Raw genomic sequence first — 22,050 nt, forward strand, 5'->3', positions numbered from 1 at the left:
CCTAAGTTTTAAATTGGCTCATCATGGCTCTAAGCGTCTCTGCCATTTCTGCGAGCTGCCGACTGGCCTGTTGATTTTCTTTAGCATGACTCGAGGTGAGATCGGTGATTTCATGCATATGTTGAACATTTTCGTATTGGCTCATCGCGGCCAAGCTTTGCTCTTCAGATGCGGCTGCTATCTGTTGGCTCATATCTTTAATGGTTTCGACACTACCAACGATTGACACTAGGGTATCTTTCACAGACTCAATACCCTCGACACAGGTCTGAGTATCTTTTTGAGACGTCGACATGGTAGTCACTGCATCTCTTGCCCCTTCTTGCAATCCATTTATGGCTTTTTCAATTTCCTCCGTTGCGTTTTGAGCACGACTGGCAAGTGTCCTCACTTCATCTGCCACCACAGCAAAGCCTCGCCCCTGCTCTCCGGCCCTTGCGGCCTCAATAGCCGCATTGAGCGCTAGCAAGTTGGTTTGCTCTGCGATACTGCGAATCACCGCCAGCACCGAGTTTATATTATCCAGTTCACTACTGAGCATCGAGATAGCATTTGCTGACTTTTCGATTGACGCTTCAAGCGCTTTGATTTCAGCAACATTATTTTGCAAACGCTGCTCGCCGCACGAGGCTTCAGAACTGGCTTGCTTAACATGCTCTAGGGTTTCATGAATGCTGTTCGTTACCGAGCTGACAGTTTCTTTCATTTCAGAAATTGAACTGCTCATTGCCGTCATTTGGTCACTTTGCTGAGACGCACTACTGCAGCTTTGTTCAGAAATAATATTGGTTTGCTCTGCTGTTGACGCTAATAACTGAGAGTTACTCGACACCTCACGTAGTATTGATGCTAAATTCGAAATGAGTTGCTGCATGTTCTCAGCAAGTTGTCCAAATTCATCTTTTTTAAAATCTGAAAATTGAACTGTTAGATCACCCTTTGCCGCGCGGTTTATCAAATCAACGATCGCGTATAACGGCGCACGAATGCTGGTTATCACGTAATATGCAATAATGGCCGAAAGGATTACCATCACCACCGTCAGTGACGTCGTGACGGTTTGACTGTCGTCTATCGCGATTTTTGCTTCTTGCTGTGCTTCGTCTGTTAACACAATAATCTGTTTGTTTAACTCTTCGAGCTGCCTTTGCAATTTGGTCGCAGAGTCTTTGGCACTCTGAATTCCCCCCCCAACCTTTTCCTTTTCAACCAGTGTGTTCACTCTAGCCAAAAGTGCACTGTCAGGCCCAATTAAAACCTCTTTAAACAGTGCAAAGTTTTCCGCCATAGTTGCCACTTGCTCAGTACCAGCAATACCAGACGCTACCCTGATTGACGCAAATTGAGTGTCCATTTCGTCTAACGTGTCTTTTGCTACAGACTGCACATTTAACACTTCAAACTTAATGGTTGATCTCAACCCTGTATTGACCTCTTCAACTAGGTTTTCTACATTTTCAACAAAACTGTTTACCACATCGGAAATTGACTCATCATCCGATAACCCATCTAGATCATAAGCATAGCTCAGTGTTTCGTCGCCCATGTCACCAAACTCACTCGCCAGTTCAGTGGTTTTTTGTGTAAGCGTTACAACCCGAACAACATCTGAAAACGCTTTGTCGGACGCACTAAAAAAAGCGTTATTTAACTCGCGCGATTGCTCAAAGGTCAGGTTGAGCTCGGCGACAGGCTGGGTCAGTTCTTGCAACTGCCCTACTGCGCTTTGATTAGTGCTTTTTTGCGCGGTGTACACTTGTTTGATGGCGTTTATCTGACTCAACGTCGACGCCTTCTCAAGTTGTACTAAAGAGAGTTGAGACAACAATACAGATTGCAGCATGTTATTGCCCGCAATCAAAGTTGGCACACTTTGCTTGGAAACCTTCTGTACGGATCCACCGATAGTTATGTTCCCTGTCAAAGCTACTGCGTAAATAATACAAGCCAAAACTACAACTGCCGCAAATCCACTCATTACACGAGCTGAAACGGTTAATTGCATTTGATGTCGATCTTGTTAACACTTCATACATAGATATATAGTCAACTATCTACTGCTTTGCGAATAAAAAGTGCTCGGTAAGTGCGTTTGTTGCGATATATCCATAAAATTGTACTTTTGTCAGGTAAGTACATCAAACTCGCGCTTTTATAATACCTTGTTTATATAAATACGCAGTCAAGAGTGTCATAATGCCGCTAATCTCATATTTCTGGCATGCAATACTTGCAGTTACCACTAACAGCAGGTAACGTTGCGCCGTTTTAAATTATTTAAGGTGTTAAATTTTGATTTCTACAGCGAATATCACGCAGCAGTTTGGCTCAAAGCCACTTTTTGAAAACATCTCCGTCAAATTTGGCGAAGGTAATCGCTACGGCCTAATTGGTGCGAATGGCTGTGGTAAGTCAACTTTTATGAAAATCTTAAGTGGTGAATTAGAGCCAACAGGTGGTAATGTCAGTTACGATCCACAAGAGCGGGTCGCGAAACTAAATCAGGATCAATTTGCATACGAAGAATTTACCGTTATTGATACTGTTATCATGGGCTACAAAGAGCTTTGGGAAGTAAAAAAAGAGCGCGATAGAATTTACTCCTTGCCAGAAATGAGCGAAGAAGAAGGGATGATTGTCGCTGATCTAGAAGTTAAATTCGCCGAAATGGATGGCTATATGGCAGAATCCAAAGCTGGTGAGCTACTGCTAGCAGTCGGTATTCCTACCGAGCAACACTTTGGCTTGATGAGTGAAGTTGCACCAGGTTGGAAACTACGAGTGTTGTTAGCACAAGTATTGTTTGCCGACCCACATATCATGTTACTTGACGAACCAACCAATAACTTGGATATCGACACAATTCGCTGGTTGGAGCACACGCTCAATGAGCGTAACTGTACCATGATCATTATTTCGCACGACCGACACTTTTTAAATAGTGTGTGTACACATATGGCTGATCTCGACTATGGCGAGCTACGTGTTTACCCAGGCAACTATGATGAATACATGACCGCAGCATCACAAGCCAGAGAGCGACTACTCGCAGACAATGCCAAGAAGAAAGCACAAATTGCAGAACTGCAAACGTTCGTAGCACGTTTCTCGGCAAATGCATCAAAAGCAAAACAAGCGACCTCTCGTGCAAAGCAAATTGATAAAATTCAGTTAGATGAAGTGAAAGCCTCGAGTCGTCAAAACCCGTTTATTCGATTTGAACAATCGAAAGAGTTGTTCAGAAATGCCCTAGAAATTGAAAATCTATCTCAAGGCTTTGAAGACGACCTCTTCAGCCAGTTTGATGGCATTTTTGAAGTGGGTGAACGTGTCGCAATCATCGGCGAAAACGGCGTCGGTAAAACAACATTGCTCAATACCTTAGCGGGCCAATTACAACCACGCGATGGCGCATTTAAATGGTCAGAAAACAGCAACATTGGCTATTACGCGCAAGATCATGCTGACGACTTTGAAAAAGACATGGACCTAATGGAATGGATGGGGCAATGGCGTCAAGAAGGTGATGACGAACAAGTGCTACGCAGCTTTTTAGGCCGTATGCTGTTTTCTCAAGACAGTATTAAGAAGTCCGTAAAAGTACTGTCAGGTGGTGAACAAGGCCGCATGTTACTTGGTAAGCTAATGATGCACAAACCAAATATCCTGCTAATGGACGAGCCAACTAACCACATGGATATGGAATCTATCGAATCATTGAACACCGCACTCGAGCAATATAAAGGTACTTTGTTCTTCGTTTCACACGACCGTGTGTTTGTAGACTCTCTGGCAACACGTATCTTAGAAATCAAAGATAATAAAATTACAGATTTTAAAGGCACGTATTCAGAATTCTTAAAGTTCAGAGGGATAGAGGATTAATCTATTTGGCGCGGCTATTCGCCGCGCGCGTTTTCTCGTTATTGACTTACAATAACATGGCGTTTGACGACCTGCTCAATCGTGTTAAAGGCATGTATACATGGTTCACTGAGCCCGCAATTAAGAAAATACACGATACTCACATCTAATTCAGGTACGTAGATATTATTTGATATATATCCATGATTGCCACCATTATGATGAAACACCGTGTAGCCATTAAACTGTTCCTTCCAAAGCCCCAATACATAATCTAGATTCGCCGACACCTTCACTCGGCTGGCATCTCCCAACAGCGCCTCTCGCGCCGCTTGAGACAGCAAAACTTCATCTCTAAAAATACCTCTCATTAATGCCGCAACATCGAGTACAGATGACGCGATAGGGGTTGAAGCGGCTGTCACCTTGCTTAATATAGGACCTGTATTTATAAATGCCCCTGCTTGTTTTTCATAACCGGGTGTAAGCTGTGCAACATGATGTTCAATGCCAACCGAAAAGGTATCATTGAGCGCTAACCTGTCTATGATTTTATCTCGCATCGCCAGTGCGTTAGGGTGGTCTAACACACTATCCATTATCATCCCGACAAGCACATAGTTACTGTTCGAATATTGACCCCCCTTCCCCAGGTTTAAAGTAGCCTGGGTGCCCATAGGCAAATCTTAGTAAGTCCTCATTGGCAATACCGCTTTTATAATTTGCCATAACAAATTCAACATAAGCGTCCTTACTGTCGGGGTCCGAGTAACTATAAACGCCGCTACTGTGATTGAGTAACTGCCTGAGCGTGATTTGATCTGAATATTGTATCTGGCGAGTTATATCATGTGACAACCAGTTGTCTATTGTCATATCTAAGTCTAAGCGCCCTTCCTCACACAATTGCACCGCTAATAATGCAGTAAAGATTTTTCCACTACTTGCTAAATGGTAAACTGCACTTGGCTGCAATGCTTCTTGCGTCGTTAAGTTAGCAACGCCAGCGCTTGAGGTAAATGTATCGCTGGGTGAAGAGACATGTAAAATGATGCCATGAACTTCATGTGAAATCAGGTTATTTATCAGTGTCTGATAGTGAAACCGCTTAACCCCTTGTTGCGGTGATGGCTTTATTTCTTGGTCAGGTTGAGGGAGTGTGTTTTCATTGGTGATACTGCCACAGGCACTTAGCCCTAACAAAGAAAATGTAATCAAAGCTGTGCATTTTGGTTGACTCATTTTGGTTTCCATATCGTTGTTCTTTTGAATCAGGTATATGGTGCATCAAAATTTGAATACGTATCCGCTGGTCGCCAAATGTACCAATGTGTATCAATATTAATTTTTTCGCTAAAAAAAGGGCCAATGGCCCTTATTAAGCATACACATTCTTACATCGACTTGCGCTTCTCAACCCAACGCGCGATATCTTTTTCAACCAAAGCCAGTGGGCGAGCACCTTTTAATAAGATCTCATCATGAAAAGAAGTCATATCAAACTTGTCTCCCAATGCTTGTTGTGCCTCTTTTCTCAGCTCTTCAAACTTGAGCATACCCAGCTTATAACCTAGCGCTTGACCGGGCCAAGCTATATATCGATCAATCGCAGGGACAACATCACTCATGGCAGAACCAGTTGCTTCAGCGAAGTAAGCGATCGCTTCATCGCGACTCCACTTTTTGAAATGCAGTCCCGTATCAACTACTAAACGCGCAGCCCTATAGGCTTCCGCTTGCAATCGACCCAAGTCACCAAATGGGTCATTTTCATACATCCCCATTTCATAAGCGAGTAATTCAGAGTAAAGTGCCCACCCTTCAATATAGCCATTGAATGAAGCGTTTTGGCGCATCAGTCCAATATCCGTTTGCAACATATTCAGGGCTATTTGGAAGTGATGACCTGGCACTGCCTCATGATAAGTCAAGGTTTTCAAGCCAAAGCTCGGTACCGCTTTCATATCTTTCAAGTTAATGGCAAAGACACCAGGGCGACTGCCATCTAACGACGGCCCATAATAGTAGCCACCAGGTGCGCCCGCTTCAACTTCAACAGGAATACGCTTCACTTCTACTTTTTGCGGCGGTAACGTTGAGAAATACTGTGGCGCTTTCTCATTAATCACTTCAATTTCGCCTCTTAAGAATGCCAATAATTCTTGGCGCCCTGCGTCGCTATTGTCAAATAAAAAGCGCGGCTCTTCATTGAGTTGCTTCATACGGTCGCTTACAGAGCCCTTGGTATAGCCATTGGCACGCAAAATTTCGTCCATTCTTTTGCTAATACGGTCGACCTCGGCAAGCCCAACTTGATGAATTTGCTCAGCGGTCATATCAGAGTCTGCAAGATAAGTGATGGCATGCTGATAAAACGCTTCGCCATTGGGCTGCGCCCAAATCCCAACTTTATTGGAAGCCTGCTGCGCTAGTGATTGCATTTCATTAGTCACGCGTTTAAATGCAGGATAAACCTGGTTAGCCATGACATCAGCAGCCGCTTCTACATAGCTATTCTTCGTTTGTTCACTTAAACCATTCAGGCTATTTAGCTTGTCTTTAAAAGAGGTGACTAATATATGCTCGTTTGCATCAGGCTGCGTATACCCGTTTAAATAAGCCAGCGTATTTGGAAATAATGGCTTTGGCAAAATAACACCACGCTTGGCATCGGCAAGTACTTTTTCTCTTACTTGATCCACCATGTGAGCGAACGCACCAAGTCGCTCAACATAGGCTTTCGCATTCTCTTCGCTTTCAATACTATGCTGATTTTGCAGTACACTCGGTACATCCATCAATGGACCAGATATTTGGTTCACAATATAAGGTAAATGGCCACCCCACGTGTCTACGTAACCCGCTGCAAATACCTTATCGCCAGCGTAATAGCGCGCGATTACTTCATTCACTTGGACATGTAAAAGGTCTCTGTCAGACAATGCCGCAGATTGTAATTGCTTTAATTGCGCCGCCGCGCGGTCCATATCAATTTGTAAAGCTTGCATCCCTGCCACGGAATAATCCGGTAGACGATTGGCGTACACACCATAATCGGCACTGTCTAATTTAAGTGAAGTCGCCATTGCAGGCTGATGCGCGATGAATTCGCGTGTATATTGTTCAACGACCTTATCAACGTCCTGGCGACTGACCGCGTTTTGCGACGCCACTTGAACACCGCTCTTTATATTGCTGGAGGTTGTTTCCTGTGCACATCCAGTTATACCTATTATTACCGCTAAAGCGAGTGCGTTTAGCTTATTCATGTGAGCCACTCCCAGAGTATATTAACTAATTTCGGCTATAGAAATAGCATATTTGTAGACAATATACAGCCATATGAGACAAGTATTGGGCAACCGCTTAACTTGGACAAATCCATACTGCATGATAAGCAACAATATCAAATTCATAAGACTTAATTACACGTTATCTCGACACCAATTTAAATAAATAAACCATTGATAATAATACTTATAAAAATAGACACCACGACTATACAGCGCGCAACCATGTTCTAAATCAAAGTTTAATAAATGTCATTATAGGTACAATTGTGCTGAAAAATCGACTTCTTAAAAATGCATTGCCCTAACCTAAAATCTATATGTGATTTCAGGATTGGCCACAAAAAAGGAAATAATGATGAAGTTTAAGCTCACCTCAATTGCGTTCGGGATAATTGCTGGTATAACCGTGGCACCCCACGTACACGCGCTCGATACCTCTATACATAACCCAAGTACACAAGCGCACAACGCACACTATAACTACACCGACTATCAGCCCTGGAGCCAAATGCCGCCTTCCCAATTAAGGCCTGTTCAGGTACCGCTTTTTATTTCAATTGGCTTTGATGATAACGGTTCAAAAGAGGGGATGGATTGGATCATCGACTTTACGCGAAACCTGCATAATGCGACAGGTACAAACAACACTGCCACGTTTGATGGTAGCCCCATTAGGTTCAGCTTTTACAATACACCCTCGTACATTGAATCAATCGCGAATGATCCTGTCGGAATTAAACACGCCTGGAGAGAAGCATGGTTAAATGGCCACGAAATTGGCAACCACACATGGAGCCATCGAGATGGAGGACCGGATACCAATAACTTCTCCGAGCAAGAATGGATCGAAGAGCTGACCGTTACACAGACTTGGCTAAGTAAACCGTTTGATGCGACTGAAGTAGATACTGGCGCAAACGACGCAGCTGGACCAGGTATTCCTAGAAACGAGATTGTCGGATTTAGAACACCATACCTCAATCACAATAATGCTCTTTTCTCGGCTCTGGTGAAGGGTCATTTTGTATACGATACAAGCATCGAAGAAGGTTGGGGCAGCCAATATAACGGTACCAATAACCCATGGCCTTATACGATGGATCATGGCACACCAACCAAACGGGTTGGTAAACCCGATGTAGGCAATTTCCCAGGCCTTTGGCAACTCCCTTCAAATGTCTTCGAAAAGCCTCTTGGCGGCAAAATGGTGGCGTTTGATACCAATATGTGGGTTGGTAGTGCGATGAGTAAAGAAGAAGTACTTGAGATCTTAAAACATAACTTACACTTGCGCTTAGCAGGAAATCGCTCTCCTTTACTATACGGTGCACATGCAAATATTTACGCTGCTGAGTATGACAAAGGGGGTCGAGCAACCACTTATCTAGAGCGCCAACAAGCAATTGAAGAGTTTATTCACTACGCATTGAGCTTAAAAGTAAATGGCCAACCTGTGGTGCGTGTCGTGCCCTTTAAAGATATTGTGGAATGGATGAGAAACCCAAAACCACTGACAGATGGTAAAGTCGTGACTGTACAGAGTATTGGCGCCAGCCCCACCTTCACCCAAGGCAATGTCTACCGCAAAGGCGACCAAGTATATCATAACGGTCAATACTTCGAAGCCAAATGGTATGCAGACACGGCACCAGGTACACTCGCGATAGACTATGACCCATGGAAGTTAATTACCAAGAAACAAGCAACCAAAGTGATACACTTAGGATCCGTGACGCCCTCAGGTGATACGTTTGGTGATGTATTGGTCAGCCCTCACAAAGGACAAACTTTTTTATTTGAGGCGGCAGCAAACGCGCGAGTCAAAAGTGTCACGCTCAATGGTATCAATATAGGCGCACTGACAGAGTATACCTTTAAAGATCTCACCTCAAACCAGACACTGACCGTTGAGTTTGAAAATAAATAAGTGAACAAGCCGTCCTAGGGCGGCCTTTCTAATTCATTTCTTCAAAATGTATTTACGGACAGCCCGATTGTGCTCTTTCAGTGATTTAGAAAAGTGGTGCTCGCCGTTGCCTTTTGAAACAAAGTAGAAATAATCCGTCTTTTTTGGCTGCACTGCAGCCAACAGCGCATCCTGTGATGGCATAGCAATCGGTGTGGGTGGTAAACCATTAATGCGATAGGTGTTATACGGTGTATGCTCTTTTAAATGAACACGTTTGATGTCACCCTGATACCTCGCTCCTAAGCCATAAATGACGGTTGGATCTGTTTGAAGCCGCATGCCCTTATTCAGCCGATTGTGAAATACAGAGGAGATGGTACTGCGCTCTGCAGCCTTCCCTGACTCCTTTTCTATAATCGAGGCCAATATGAGGGCTTCATATTTATTTTTAAGCGGAATATCCGCCTCTCTTTTCGTCCACACCTCGTCAAGCTGGCGCTTCATTTTATTATGCGCTCTAGTTAGCAATGCTGATGCGCTTGTCCCTCCCTCATAATGATACGTTTCAGGATACAACCATCCCTCTGGGTGTGCATTACCAAACTGAAAATGAGCCTCGACATCAACTTGTGGTATGTCAAAAACCAAAAATTCGCGCCCTTTTAGTTTTTCAACAATGGCTTGATAACTTTCACCTTCAATAATTGTAAAAGTGAAATCAGCCTTAATGCCTTTGTTGATTTTGTTGATAGCTGACCATACCGTCAGGGCGGATATCTCATATACGCCCGCTTTTAAAGTAAAAAGGTTTGGGTTTAACTTACTGTACAACTTGTAAGGCAAACAGCTATCTAACGCACCTTCTGCTTGCCATTTATTACATAGCTGGTTGAACGTATCTCCGCTCTCTATCTGTACATATTGCTGGTTAAGAGACAAAGGCTCATTATGTATCCGCGCATACAGACTGTAACTCAAAAAAACAACAATGGAGGCTAATAATGCAACAACAAACAACACGTAGCGGATCATTCAGGTGCTTCTATCTCTTCTTTTAATTGCAAAGCAGTTTGCACATCAAATATTTGTTTGTCTAGTGATTTAACTGGCACAAGTCCCATCAGGCTGTTACATAGATAGATGGCATCCGCCTGCGCTAAGTCCTGCCGCTGTACCCTTTGCGCTGTCACTTTAAATTGACTGCACACATGTTGTAAATATACACCGGCTATGCCACACATATCTAATTTTGGCGTAAAGGCGCGACCGTTTTTAACTACTAGAATATTACTTGCCGAGCTTTCTATTACATTACCGGCTATGTCTTCGACAATGACATCGTCAAATGCACTGTGCTGCGCTCCGCGTTTAATCATCACTTGTTCCAACCGATTAAGTGTTTTAAGCCCTGCGAATAAAGGCTGATGCCCCAGCTGTATCTCGCTGTAACCGAGCGACACGCCCTTCTGCTGCCAGTCATGATAATGGCTTGGTAGTTCCCCTTGCGTGATAATGAGATTTGGGCTCGGTTCTTCTGGTACACCATACCCTCTTCCGCCACAACCCCGGGTAACTAATACCTTCAAAAACCCCCTCTTGCGCTGCCGTGCGATCTCTAGACATTCATTAGTCAATTGGGCATAGTCCAACGGTGGAAAGCCCAGTCTTTTTTCACATTCTTGGAGTCGTGCCAGATGATAATGCCATAAAGAAAGCTTTTGGGAGTCTATTTTTACCGTTGTAAAAAAGCCATCTCCATAATTCAATCCACGGTCTTTGTCACTTATGTCCATACGTTTCTCCAAAAATAGAAAAGCCCGGCATAGCCAGGCTTATCTCAGTCTTGATATTTAATTTAAATCTTTTTAAATAACAAGGAACCGTTTGTTCCACCAAAACCAAACGAGTTACACAAAGCATAATCAAGCTTAGCATCTCGCGCTGTATGCGGAACATAGTCTAAATCGCACCCTTCATCAGGGTTGTCTAAGTTGATCGTTGGCGATACCTTTTGGTCAACCAACGATAGGATGCTGATAATCGACTCAACAGAACCCGCAGCTCCTAATAAATGGCCCATCATTGACTTCGATGAACTCACCATTACGTTGTTTGCAGCATCGCCAAAAATCGATTTGACCGCTGAAGTCTCGGCGATGTCACCCGCTGGTGTAGATGTACCATGAGCGTTGATATAACCGATTTGCTCCGCATTAACACCAGCATCATTTAAGGCATTCTCCATCGCCAGTGCAGCACCGGACCCATCTTCAGGTGGTGATGTCATGTGATAAGCATCTCCACTCATACCAAAACCAACAAGTTCAGCGTAAATTTTTGCACCGCGTGCTTTAGCGTGCTCGTACTCTTCAAGTACGATTACGCCAGCGCCGTCTGCAAGTACAAAACCATCACGATCTTTGTCCCAAGGACGAGACGCGGCTTGTGGATCATCATTACGGGTAGAAAGCGCACGTGCAGCACTGAATCCACCCATGCCAATTGGAGTAGATGCTTTTTCTGCACCACCTGCAACCATTGCATCAGCATCGCCATATGCAATCATTCGCGCCGCATGACCAATGTTATGTAAACCCGTTGTACATGCCGTGACGATTGAAATGTTCGGCCCTCTTAGTCCATGCATAATGGATAAGTGGCCAGAAATCATGTTAATGATAGTTGATGGCACATAAAACGGAGAAAGCTTACGAGGACCACTTGCAATTAATTTGTGGTGATTTTCTTCGATAAGCGTTAGACCACCAATACCTGAACCGACTGCAACGCCTACGCGTGCTGCGTTTTGATCAGTGATCTCTAAACCTGAATCCTTTAATGCTTGGACACCAGCTGCGATACCATATTGAATAAACAAGTCCATTTTTTTTGTGTCTTTTTTGGACATGTATTCTGTCGCATCAAAGTCGTTGACCAAGCCAGCAAACTTAGTTCCAAAACTCGATGTATCAAAATGCGTGATATTTGAAATGCCACTGCGACCTTCTAACAGGCCTTGCCAGGTTGACTGAACATCATTACCTAGCGGCGTCAACATACCTAAGCCAGTTACTACGACTCGACGTTTAGCCACGGTTTCCTCCAAAAAGGGATTTGAATTTTGCGGGGGTAGAATGAATGAGGGCAGCGAGTGCTGCCCTTCAGATCCGTTAATTACTCAGCGTGAGCAGTAACGTAGTCGATCGCTGCCTGAACAGTCGTGATTTTCTCAGCTTCTTCATCAGGGATCTCTGTGTCGAACTCTTCTTCTAGAGCCATTACTAGCTCAACAGTATCAAGAGAATCAGCACCTAGGTCGTCTACGAAAGACGCTTCAGATTTAACTTCTTCTTCTTTAACACCTAGTTGTTCAACGATGATTTTTTTTACGCGTTCTTGGATGTCGCTCATTCTTCTTTCCTTTATTAAAACGCTTTTGCGTTAATTTTCAGATTGCGGCGTAGTTTACGGCGCATCATGTATGGATTCAAGGATTGACCATGACTTTTTTGTCTGGTCAAACCTGTTACGAAATATTTTTTTACTTTATCGCCTATTTTAAGCCCAATTTCAAGCTCGTTTGCGGCAAGATCACAAAAATTTAAATTAAATTGTAATCTTTAAACCATATACATCGCACCATTAACATGCAATGTTTCGCCTGAAATGTACGCCGCAGCATCTGACGCTAAGTATGCAACTGCTGCTGCAATCTCTTCAGGCTGTCCTAAACGACCTGCTGGCACGTTTGCAAGCGTTGCCGCTTTTTGCTCATCAGTTAGCTCATCAGTCATATCAGTTTTGATAAAGCCCGGTGCGATGACATTAACAGTAATACCACGAGATGCCACTTCACGAGCCAATGATTTAGAAAAACCAATGACACCTGCTTTAGCAGCTGCATAGTTTGCCTGACCCGCATTACCCATTGTACCAACAACCGAACCAATGTTGATAATACGGCCACACTTTTTCTTCATCATTGGGCGAAGTACCGCTTTTGATAAACGATAGATTGCACTTAAATTTGTGTCAATGATATCAGTCCACTCATCGTCTTTCATACGCATAAGTAAGTTGTCGCGCGTGATACCCGCATTGTTAACAAGCACATCTATGTCACCGAAATCAGCTTTTATCTGCTTTAATACAGCATCAATTGATTCAACATCTGTGACGTTCAGCTTGTATCCTTTACCGTTTTCACCAAGATACTCACTGATTTTTTCTGCACCTGAATCACTCGTCGCAGTACCCAACACTGTCGCACCCTGTGCAACCAATGTTTGTGCTACTGACTTACCGATGCCTCTACTTGCACCAGTCACTAAAACAATTTTACCTTCTAGACCAAAAATATTTGACATTTTTCTTCTCTATTATTCCGCACTTTCAACTGACGCTATATCATTAGCAGCAGCACATTTAACAGACTTATCAATTCTCTTCGCCAGACCAGTTAGTACTTTACCTGGGCCAAATTCATACGCGGTAGTCACGTTATCCGCAGCAAGTTTCTGCACTGTTTCAGTCCAACGAACAGGGCTAAATAACTGCTTAACCAACGCTTCTTTAATATCTGTAGCACTTTTCGCTACTGCAACATCGACGTTATTAATGACTGGATATTTAGGCGCAGAAAATTCCAATTTCGCCAAATCTTCAGCAAGACGCTCTGCTGCTGGCTTCATAAGCTCGCAGTGTGAAGGCACACTTACCGCCAATGGTAAAGCACGTTTCGCACCGGCTTCTTTACACGCTTCACTTGCGCGCTCAACAGCTTCTTTGTGACCTGCAATTACAACTTGACCCGGCGAATTATAGTTCACAGGTGAAACAACTTGGTCTTGCGCCGCATCAGCACACACCTTCGCGATGGTGTCATCATCTAAACCAATGATGGCAGCCATTGAGCCCGTACCAGCTGGCACGGCTTCTTGCATGTACAAACCACGCTTTTCTACCAATTTTACCGCTTCAGCTAAACTGATCACTTCGGCACACACTAAGGCAGAGTATTCGCCTAGGCTATGGCCTGCGAGCACCAATTCAGCATCTACATTTTTTTCAGCCCAATGACGGAAGATTGCGACACTGGCAGTTAATAAAGCAGGCTGTGTTTTGTCTGTTCTATTTAACTCTTCTTCAGGGCCATTCAATACCAAAGCTTGTAAATCATACCCTAGCGCCTCTGACGCCTCGGCAAAAGTATTTTGTGCAACTTCAGAAGATGCTAGTAACTCTGACAACATGCCTACGCTCTGAGAGCCCTGACCTGGAAAAAGTAAAGCTATTTTTTGTGACATACGATGCTCTTTTAACTCGTTTTCATTTTGCATACTCACATGCATTGCATCACCAACATCGGTAAGCACTCATCAGTGGTATGACTTGGATTTCTACTTTCAGACTCAATGATGAAAAACGACAAAAGCGGCCCATCGCCAGAATTGTTTTAATCTTGACTAACGGAAGCTTCTTCTGTTTTTGCCATTTTTTCAAAAGCAGTCTGTATCTTTTCGGGTATGCGTCGATTAACCTCTCTAACAGCTTCATCGATCGCTGCTAAAAATGCCTTATTCGAAGCATTTCCGTGACTTTTAACGACAATACCACGCAATCCTACCAGACTTGCTCCGTTATACTGGTCGGGGTTCACCTTTTTATAGAGTTTTTTTATCACCGGCCGTAGTAAAAATGCAAGAACCTTGTAAAAAAAGTGTTTTTTAAGCGCATTCGTGAATTTTAGCATGATAAGTTTGGCAATTCCCTCACAGGTTTTCAGTGCAATATTGCCAACAAACCCCTCACATACAATCACATCTGACCTACCTGAGAAGATGTCACTGCCTTCACAATAACCTTGGTAGTTCAAGTGCTCACATTCACACATTAACTTAGCAGCCTGCTTGATGCCATCATGCCCTTTAATATCTTCTGCGCCAATGTTTAGCAAACTCACCTTCGGATTGGCTTTATCAAGTGCCTCCCCAGCCACAATCGATCCCATAATGCCGAATTGGAACAGCGTCTCCGGATCGCACAGTACATTAGCCCCTAAATCTAACAAGTAGACGGGCTGCTTCTTTTCGGTTGGCATGGATGTAATGAGAGCTGGTCGTTTAATGCCTGGTAGCATTTTTAAAACATAATGTGCCATCGACAATAACGCACCAGTATTGCCCGAGCTAACACATGCCTGAGCTTGTCCAGATTTCACCATATCGAGCGCAATACGCATAGAAGAATTACGTTTATTCCGTAATGCATGTGCAGGTTCACAGTTGTTCGTTACAACTTGCTCGCAGTGTTTGATAAGGAGTCTGGGATGGTCTAAGTATTGTTCTTTTTGTAAGGCTTTGCGCAATACATCTTCATTACCGCAAAGTAACAAAGTCAAATTTGGATATTTTTTTACGGCGAGGATTGCCGCAGGAATAGATGAACGGGGGCCGTAATCGCCCCCCATCATATCTAACGCGATGGTTAGATTAGTCAGCATCAAGCAATCTCTTACTTAGAAATTACTTTAACGCCTTTGTAGTAACCATCAGCAGTTACGTGGTGACGACGATGAGTCTCACCAGAAACTTGGTCTACAGTTAAAGCTGGTCCGCTGATAGCATCGTGTGAACGACGCATGCCACGACGTGAACGTGTCACTTTGCTTTTTTGTACCGCCATTAGCCTTCTCCTAAGAATCTTTCTTAAGTTGTTTTAAAATCTCAAATGGATTTGGTTTACTTTCTTCTGCTTCAATTTCACCAAAGCTTGCTGGCTTATCAGAAAATGAACACGAAGCTTCATCATGCATAGGAACTATAGGAATCGCCAAAATCAACTCATCTTCAATAATTTGTCGAAGATTGATTTCGCCTTCTTCATCTAACTCCACCACATCGTAGCTTTCAGGAAGATCTTCCGACTCTGCACCTAATCCGACTGGCGAATACGCAAAGTCTTGAGCCAAATCCAACCCTAATTCATCATTACAACGTTGACACAACACAGTCAGTCGCGCTCGAGCTGAGCCTCGAACCACCACCAAACCTTGCTGATCAATATCGCAATGAATAGTTACCGCTATTTCACCTACCTGATCCTGCACAACTTGCTGCAGTCGAGAAAGTTCTTCAAGCTTCACAATGCCGTCATAACTGGCTCGGCGCTGTGCTGCCCTGCCTGGATCAAGAGTGATGGGAATTTTCACCTTTTGCATAGGGGCTGCATCATATAGATTGTTAGTGGTTTAGTCAAAGTAAAAATAAACTTTCCTATTGTTTTTCGACTACTAATGCTTATCCTTGTGTCAATTATTTAGTTCAGGTACCCATTCGCTTATGAACACACCTATTATATTAGCCTCTAGCTCACCTTTTAGGCAGCAAATTTTAAAAAAATTAGGGCTTGCATTTGATAGTTTCTCACCAGATATTGATGAATCGCCTACAGAATTGGAATCACCTCAAGAGTTAGTGCATCGATTGAGTGAGAATAAAGCAAAATCGGCCATCGGTCGGTACGATAAAGGGTTTGTGATTGGCTCTGATCAAGTGGCAGTATTTAATGAGCAGATTCTAGGCAAACCACACACCATAGAAAACGCGATAAAGCAACTTACCATGTTCAGCGGACACTCTGTGACTTTTTACACCGGTCTTAGCCTCTACTCGATAGAACAAAACAAAAGCATCACCAAAGTTGTGCCATTCCATGTTCATTTTAGAACACTTTCACACAGACAAATCTCAAATTACCTTGATTTAGAACAGCCATACAACTGCGCGGGTAGTTTTAAAAGCGAAGGGTTAGGCATCTGCCTATTTGAAAAACTCGAGGGAGAAGACCCCAATACACTGATTGGGCTCCCACTGATCGAATTAACAAAGTCGTTTGCCGAATTTGGAGTCGACGTATTAGCACAGGCCGCCAATTAGTTGCTCAAATTGGTTGGCTATAAACGTCGCCCCCGCAGCTTCCAACTGAGTACCCGATGCGACACCCAGTGTAATGCCAATTGCATCGACTTTAGCACCGCGCGCCATTTCCATATCAATGGTGGTGTCGCCAATCATTACAGCATCAGATGGCGAAATGCCAAGCTCTGCCATAATTTGATTTAGCATGTCGGGGCTTGGCTTTGATTCTGCGTCATCGGCTGTTCTTGTGGTCACAAAGTAGTTGGCCAAATTTGTCTCATCGAGCAGTCGATTCAAGCCTACCCTGCTTTTACCCGTCGCAACGGCCACTTTCACACCGGCGCTTGTTAATACCTTTAGGACTTTCTCAACGCCCTCGAACAAATAAGTGGGCGTGGTATCTACTTCTTTATATATGTGCTTGTAAGTAGTCGCGAGCTCAGCACTGCGATGGGCATGGGCTGGAAACAAAGTTTCCAACGCAGTCTCCAAAGATAAGCCAATAATACTTTTTGTTTTCTCTTCCGTTTCCCGAGGAATTGAATACTGGTCAGCCACCATATTGATGGTATTGACTATCTTTGGAACCGTATCCATGACGGTTCCATCCCAATCAAGGATGACCAATTTATACTTCATGCTTGCCTCTTAACGTATTCAAGCATGCATTCAGCGCTTTATCCAAAGGAGCTTCTACATGCAAGGTCGTCTCTGTTTTAGGATGAAAGAAACGTAACTCACGCGCATGCAAAAACAGTCTGCCAAGGCCTTTTTTGCGCATTTGTGCATCAAATGCTTGATCACCATACTTATCATCACAGGCGATGGGGTGCCCCTTACACTGCGTATGTACACGGATTTGATGGGTGCGTCCTGTCACAGGAGAAGCTTGTACCAAGGTAGCCCCAGCAAATCGCTCCAAGACCCTAAATCGAGTATGTGACGCTTTGCCTTCTTCATGGTCAACACGCACGACACGCTCTCCAGATTTAAGCGTGTTTTTCCTCAGCGGTTCTGTTACATTTTTGTGTTTTGCAGACCATTCCCCTGCAACCAAAGCCCAGTAATTTTTCTCCATGGTTTTTTCACGGAGTTGCTCATGTAACCCTTTTAAAACAGCGCGTTTTTTAGAAATCAATAAACAACCAGATGTATCTCTGTCCAATCTATGCACCAGCTCTAAAGACTTCTCATGTGGACGCAGTGCACGAATTGCTTCTATTAATCCGTAGCTTAACCCGCTGCCACCATGCACGGCCATCCCTGACGGCTTATTTATAACAATCAGATACTTATCTTCAAACAAGATACAGTCTTCGAGGTTTGCAACCTTATCTAGGTTTTTCGGTACAAACTCACTTTTTTCCGCCGTTTTTATCGGCGGGATCCTGACTACATCATCCATTTGTAGCTTATAGACTGGCTTAACGCGCTTCTTATTAACGCGTACTTCGCCCTTTCTTAAGATCTTGTAAACCGCACTTTTTGGCACCCCTTTAAGGTGCGTGACCAAAAAGTTATCAATGCGTTGTCCTAGCTGATCTTCGGTGATAGTTACGAAGGTAACTTGTAAAGCATTCTTTTCTGACATTGCCTAATCACTGATTTGAGTAATAATTTAGTTGCTATCGCACAGTTATTAGTGGGATAATCGCCTCGCAAACTTTGCGAGCATTGCTTTTTATCGCAAATATACTGTCGTGATGCACATCTTGGGTGGAGGATCATACAGATCAGAGCTAATATTTCAAAAGCTTTTATCTCCGACTCAATACAATTATTACGTGTGATTGGCATAAGGTGAAGCGTGTAACAGTTCATCCATTACGGCCATACACGACAAACAAGTAAATAGAAGCAAAATTATCGTGTCTTGTGTAGATTTGTGGGTTTGTTTAACCCGAGCGAGTTCTGTAGGCAAAGTGAAAGCTAATTTTTAACCCGCCTTTGAAGAGATCAGGCAGTAAGTGTTAAAACAGACTAAGTTCCCTTCTCCCCAGTCGTGAGACTGCATCAGTAACAGGAACACTTAAACAGCCTGCATTGGCGCACAAGAATGGTGTAAGTTAAATTTACCGGACCAAAATAAAGCAAATAGTTGGTAGGTAAATTAAAGTAAATAGAGTACATAAGAATATGAAACGCATGCTAATCAATGCGACGCAGCAAGAAGAAATGCGCGTTGCACTGGTTGATGGCCAGCGCCTATATGATTTAGATATAGAAAGCCCAGGTCACGAACAAAAGAAAGCCAATATCTATAAAGGCAAAATCACTCGAATCGAACCCTCCCTTGAAGCTGCATTTGTCGATTATGGCGCAGAGCGTCACGGCTTCCTTCCTCTTAAAGAAATTGCGAAAACCTACTTCCCAGAAGGTTACACTTTCAATGGCCGCCCAAACATCAAAGATGTAATTAAAGAAGGTCAGGAAGTCATCGTTCAAGTAGATAAAGAGGAACGTGGTCAAAAAGGGGCCGCTTTAACGACTTTTATCAGCGTCGCTGGTAGTTATTTGGTATTGATGCCAAACAACCCTCGCGCAGGTGGCATTTCGAGACGAATCGAAGGTGATGAGCGAATCGAGCTTAAAGAAGCCCTGAGCCGTTTAAAGCTTCCTAAGGGAATGGGACTGATAGTTCGAACGGCTGGTGTAGGCAAATCGTTCGAAGAATTAGAGTACGATTTGAAAGCACTACTTGTGCACTGGCAAGCAATCCAAGAAGCTGCTGAAAGCCGTAAAGCGCCGTTTTTAATTCACCAAGAAAGCAATGTCATCTTCAGAGCGATCCGTGATTACTTACGACGTGATATTGGTGAAATTCTAATTGATAAACAACGCGTATTTGATGAAGCTAAAGCCCATATCGAACGCTTTAGACCCGATTTCATCAATCGTGTTAAGCTTTACAAAAATGATGTGCCGCTATTCACGCACTATCAAATTGAAAGCCAGATCGAATCCGCATTCCAACGTGAAGTAAGACTACCTTCAGGTGGCTCAATTGTCATTGATCCGACAGAAGCCCTTACATCTATCGATATCAACTCGTCAAAAGCAACCAAGGGCGGCGATATCGAAGAAACAGCACTCAATACAAACTTAGAAGCTGCCGATGAAATCGCGAGACAACTTAGGCTCCGTGATTTAGGTGGTTTGATTGTTATTGACTTTATCGATATGACACCTCCGCGTCATCAGCGAGAAGTTGAAAATCGTTTGAAAGAAGCCGTGCGCGCAGACAGAGCCCGTGTACAAATTGGCAAAATTTCACGCTTTGGCTTACTAGAAATGTCACGCCAACGTCTACGTCCGTCGTTGGGTGAAGCCAGCCAGCACACCTGTCCACGCTGTAGCGGTCAAGGCACAATTCGTTCAAACGAGTCAATCGCCCTGTCAATTTTAAGACTAATTGAAGAAGAAGCGATTAAAGAAAATACAGCGCAAGTAAATGCGCAAGTGCCCGTAAAAGTTGGCTCATTTTTATTGAATGAGAAACGTCGCGCAGTACAGCGCATTGAAAAGCGTCACAATTGTCATGTGGTGATCATTCCAAATCAACACTTAGAAACGCCACACTATGAAGTCGTGCGTTTGCGTAAGGATGATGTACCTGAGCTTGCCAGCTATGAGCAAGTTGCAGAGCCTGAAGCTGAAGCTGTAGAAATTCAAATGGCACCCGTGGTGCAAAAAGAAGAGCCTGCGTTAAAAGGTGTACCTATGCCTTCGGCACCGGCACCTGCGGCACAACCAGCCCCACCACAAAATACAACCAATTCAGCGCCTGCTAAACCTGCAGAACAGAAGCTTGGTTTATTAGCACGAGTTGGTAACTGGTTGAAGGGCCTTTTCTCTGCGGAAGAAGAGCAACCTAAAGAAGAAGAGAAGAAACCACAGAACAAGCGTCGTGGTAAGCATGATAACCGCCGCCGCAACCAGCGCCGTAAAGGCAAAGGACGCAATGAATCACAAAAAGATGCCAATGCATCAAATGATTCAGCAAAGAACGAAACGAAAGAACGCAATGAAACGCAAGAGCGCTCTGAGAATCGTAACAAGCGTCGTCGCCAAAACAACCGTAAGCGCACTGACGGTGACAAAGCGAAAAACAACGTTGTAACAAACGAGCAAAAAGATGATGTGCAACAGGAAGCCAAAGAGAAGCCTGTTAAGCAGCGTCGCCAAAGACGAAACTTACGCAAGAAAGTGAGAGTAGAGTCTGAGCAACAAAAAACGCAATCTACGAATGACGTCAAGCACACTGTCTCGGAGCCCGAATCACCTGCGAAAGTTGAACAAACCGTCGCGGTTGAAACCACTCCGGTGTCTGCGCCTAAGCAAGAAACAGCTGCTGAAACCGCGACAGAGACTGTGCAAGTAAAGCAAGCACATGACACGGCGAAAGAATCGAAGATTGTTGAATCTCAAGTAGAGGAAGTTACAACGCCTGTTGAAACTGCGGAACCAAGCGACCAACTGCAAGTAAGTCAAACTGAAGAAGACATGCAAGGTGATAAGCGCGAAGCAAAAACGCGTTCTAGACGCTCACCTCGTCATCTGAGAGCAGCAGGACAACGCCGTAAACGCAGTGATGGGCCAAACCGCTCTTCAACACCTGTATTTGTGCCTGTTGCGGATCAGGCTGCTGCTGAGTTTGAGGCGCAACAACGCACTGAAACACAGCCTGAACAGGATTCGGGGCAAGACGATGTGATTGCAGAGACAGCACACATTGAGGAAAGAGTCGTAGCCGAACAGACCGCTGAAACAACTGAGTCACCTGTTGTTGAGCAAGTTGAAGCGCCTCTCGCTAAGCAAACCGAAGCCCCTGTGGCTGAAACAATTGTTGCTGAGCAAACCGAAGTCCCTGTGGCTGAAACAGTTGTTGCTGAGCAAGCCGAAGCCCCTGCGGCTGAAGCAATTGTTGCTGAGCAAGCCGAAGCCCCTGTGGCCGAAGCAATTGTTGCTGAGCAAGCCGAAGCCCCTGTGGCTGAAACAGTTGTTCCTGAGCAAGCCGAAGCCCCTGTGGCCGAAGCAATTGTTGCTGAGCAAGCCGAAGTCCCTG

19 protein-coding genes are annotated in these 22,050 nt (G+C 44.0%); 4 read left to right on the forward strand and 15 right to left on the reverse strand.

Features of this window, described 5'->3' with window-relative positions:
- Position 1: 1 nt before the first annotated feature.
- Positions 2 to 2,005 (reverse strand): methyl-accepting chemotaxis protein, encoded by a 2,004-nt coding sequence (locus L1286_RS07350; RefSeq protein ID WP_235406257.1) that lies wholly within the window; start codon positions 2,003 to 2,005, stop codon positions 2 to 4.
- 287 nt (positions 2,006 to 2,292) lie between these two features.
- Between L1286_RS07350 and L1286_RS07355 the strand changes: the two genes are divergently transcribed.
- Positions 2,293 to 3,885, forward strand: a complete 1,593-nt coding sequence (locus tag L1286_RS07355; RefSeq protein WP_235406258.1) for an ABC-F family ATPase — start codon at positions 2,293 to 2,295, stop codon at positions 3,883 to 3,885.
- Positions 3,886 to 3,923: 38 nt separating this feature from the next.
- Here L1286_RS07355 and L1286_RS07360 read toward each other — a convergent pair whose 3' ends face one another.
- The 3 genes from L1286_RS07360 to L1286_RS07370 all read right to left on the reverse strand — a co-directional run bounded on the left by L1286_RS07360 (position 3,924) and on the right by L1286_RS07370 (position 7,133).
- Positions 3,924 to 4,463, reverse strand: a complete 540-nt coding sequence (locus tag L1286_RS07360; protein WP_235406259.1) for a serine hydrolase — start codon at positions 4,461 to 4,463, stop codon at positions 3,924 to 3,926.
- A 22-nt stretch (positions 4,464 to 4,485) separates the two neighbouring features.
- Positions 4,486 to 5,106: a serine hydrolase domain-containing protein gene (locus tag L1286_RS07365; RefSeq protein ID WP_235406260.1), complete on the reverse strand. Its 621-nt coding sequence runs from the start codon at positions 5,104 to 5,106 to the stop codon at positions 4,486 to 4,488.
- Positions 5,107 to 5,258: 152 nt separating this feature from the next.
- Positions 5,259 to 7,133, reverse strand: a complete 1,875-nt coding sequence (locus L1286_RS07370; protein ID WP_235406261.1) for a DUF885 domain-containing protein — start codon at positions 7,131 to 7,133, stop codon at positions 5,259 to 5,261.
- 376 nt (positions 7,134 to 7,509) lie between these two features.
- On the opposite strand from L1286_RS07370, the gene L1286_RS07375 reads away from it, so the two are divergent.
- Entirely contained in the window at positions 7,510 to 9,084 is a 1,575-nt protein-coding gene (locus L1286_RS07375; protein WP_235406262.1) for a hypothetical protein, read from the forward strand.
- A gap of 33 nt (positions 9,085 to 9,117) precedes the next feature.
- Here L1286_RS07375 and mltG read toward each other — a convergent pair whose 3' ends face one another.
- From mltG to yceD, 9 genes are all read right to left on the reverse strand, one after another.
- Positions 9,118 to 10,098 carry an endolytic transglycosylase MltG gene (gene mltG / locus L1286_RS07380; RefSeq protein WP_235406263.1) on the reverse strand — a complete coding sequence of 327 codons (981 nt, stop codon included), beginning with the start codon at positions 10,096 to 10,098 and terminating at the stop codon, positions 9,118 to 9,120.
- The gene (gene pabC / locus L1286_RS07385) at positions 10,095 to 10,859 is read right to left on the reverse strand and encodes an aminodeoxychorismate lyase (protein WP_235406264.1); all 765 of its coding nucleotides are present in this window, start codon (positions 10,857 to 10,859) and stop codon (positions 10,095 to 10,097) included. The genes mltG and pabC overlap by 4 nt, the downstream gene beginning before the upstream one ends.
- 62 nt (positions 10,860 to 10,921) lie before the next feature.
- On the reverse strand, positions 10,922 to 12,160 hold the full coding sequence (fabF, locus tag L1286_RS07390) for a beta-ketoacyl-ACP synthase II (RefSeq protein WP_235406265.1): 1,239 nt from the start codon (positions 12,158 to 12,160) through the stop codon (positions 10,922 to 10,924).
- Between the two features lie 80 nt (positions 12,161 to 12,240).
- Positions 12,241 to 12,477, reverse strand: coding sequence for an acyl carrier protein (gene acpP, locus L1286_RS07395; protein ID WP_010374019.1), 237 nt, complete (start codon positions 12,475 to 12,477; stop codon positions 12,241 to 12,243).
- Between the two features lie 209 nt (positions 12,478 to 12,686).
- The gene (gene fabG, locus L1286_RS07400) at positions 12,687 to 13,433 is read right to left on the reverse strand and encodes a 3-oxoacyl-ACP reductase FabG (protein ID WP_235406266.1); all 747 of its coding nucleotides are present in this window, start codon (positions 13,431 to 13,433) and stop codon (positions 12,687 to 12,689) included.
- A gap of 12 nt (positions 13,434 to 13,445) precedes the next feature.
- Entirely contained in the window at positions 13,446 to 14,372 is a 927-nt protein-coding gene (gene fabD / locus L1286_RS07405; protein ID WP_235406267.1) for an ACP S-malonyltransferase, read from the reverse strand.
- Between the two features lie 149 nt (positions 14,373 to 14,521).
- The gene (gene plsX, locus L1286_RS07410) at positions 14,522 to 15,568 is read right to left on the reverse strand and encodes a phosphate acyltransferase PlsX (protein ID WP_235406268.1); all 1,047 of its coding nucleotides are present in this window, start codon (positions 15,566 to 15,568) and stop codon (positions 14,522 to 14,524) included.
- An 11-nt stretch (positions 15,569 to 15,579) separates the two neighbouring features.
- Positions 15,580 to 15,750, reverse strand: coding sequence for a 50S ribosomal protein L32 (gene rpmF / locus L1286_RS07415; RefSeq protein ID WP_023400289.1), 171 nt, complete (start codon positions 15,748 to 15,750; stop codon positions 15,580 to 15,582).
- Positions 15,751 to 15,760: 10 nt separating this feature from the next.
- The gene (gene yceD, locus L1286_RS07420) at positions 15,761 to 16,285 is read right to left on the reverse strand and encodes a 23S rRNA accumulation protein YceD (RefSeq protein ID WP_235406269.1); all 525 of its coding nucleotides are present in this window, start codon (positions 16,283 to 16,285) and stop codon (positions 15,761 to 15,763) included.
- A gap of 121 nt (positions 16,286 to 16,406) precedes the next feature.
- Between yceD and L1286_RS07425 the strand changes: the two genes are divergently transcribed.
- On the forward strand, positions 16,407 to 17,003 hold the full coding sequence (locus L1286_RS07425; protein WP_235406270.1) for a Maf family protein: 597 nt from the start codon (positions 16,407 to 16,409) through the stop codon (positions 17,001 to 17,003).
- Here the strand turns inward: L1286_RS07425 and L1286_RS07430 are convergent.
- Positions 16,983 to 17,624: an HAD family hydrolase gene (locus tag L1286_RS07430; protein ID WP_235406271.1), complete on the reverse strand. Its 642-nt coding sequence runs from the start codon at positions 17,622 to 17,624 to the stop codon at positions 16,983 to 16,985. The genes L1286_RS07425 and L1286_RS07430 overlap by 21 nt on opposite strands.
- Positions 17,614 to 18,576 carry a 23S rRNA pseudouridine(955/2504/2580) synthase RluC gene (gene rluC / locus L1286_RS07435; RefSeq protein ID WP_235406272.1) on the reverse strand — a complete coding sequence of 321 codons (963 nt, stop codon included), beginning with the start codon at positions 18,574 to 18,576 and terminating at the stop codon, positions 17,614 to 17,616. Before rluC ends, L1286_RS07430 begins: the two co-directional genes overlap by 11 nt.
- 545 nt (positions 18,577 to 19,121) lie before the next feature.
- Between rluC and rne the strand changes: the two genes are divergently transcribed.
- Positions 19,122 to 22,050 (forward strand): ribonuclease E (rne, locus tag L1286_RS07440; protein ID WP_235406273.1); only part of this gene is annotated, 2,929 nt, incomplete at its 3' end.

It is taken from the genome of Pseudoalteromonas sp. SMS1 (genome assembly GCF_021530565.1).
In the GTDB taxonomy this organism is placed as follows: domain Bacteria; phylum Pseudomonadota; class Gammaproteobacteria; order Enterobacterales; family Alteromonadaceae; genus Pseudoalteromonas.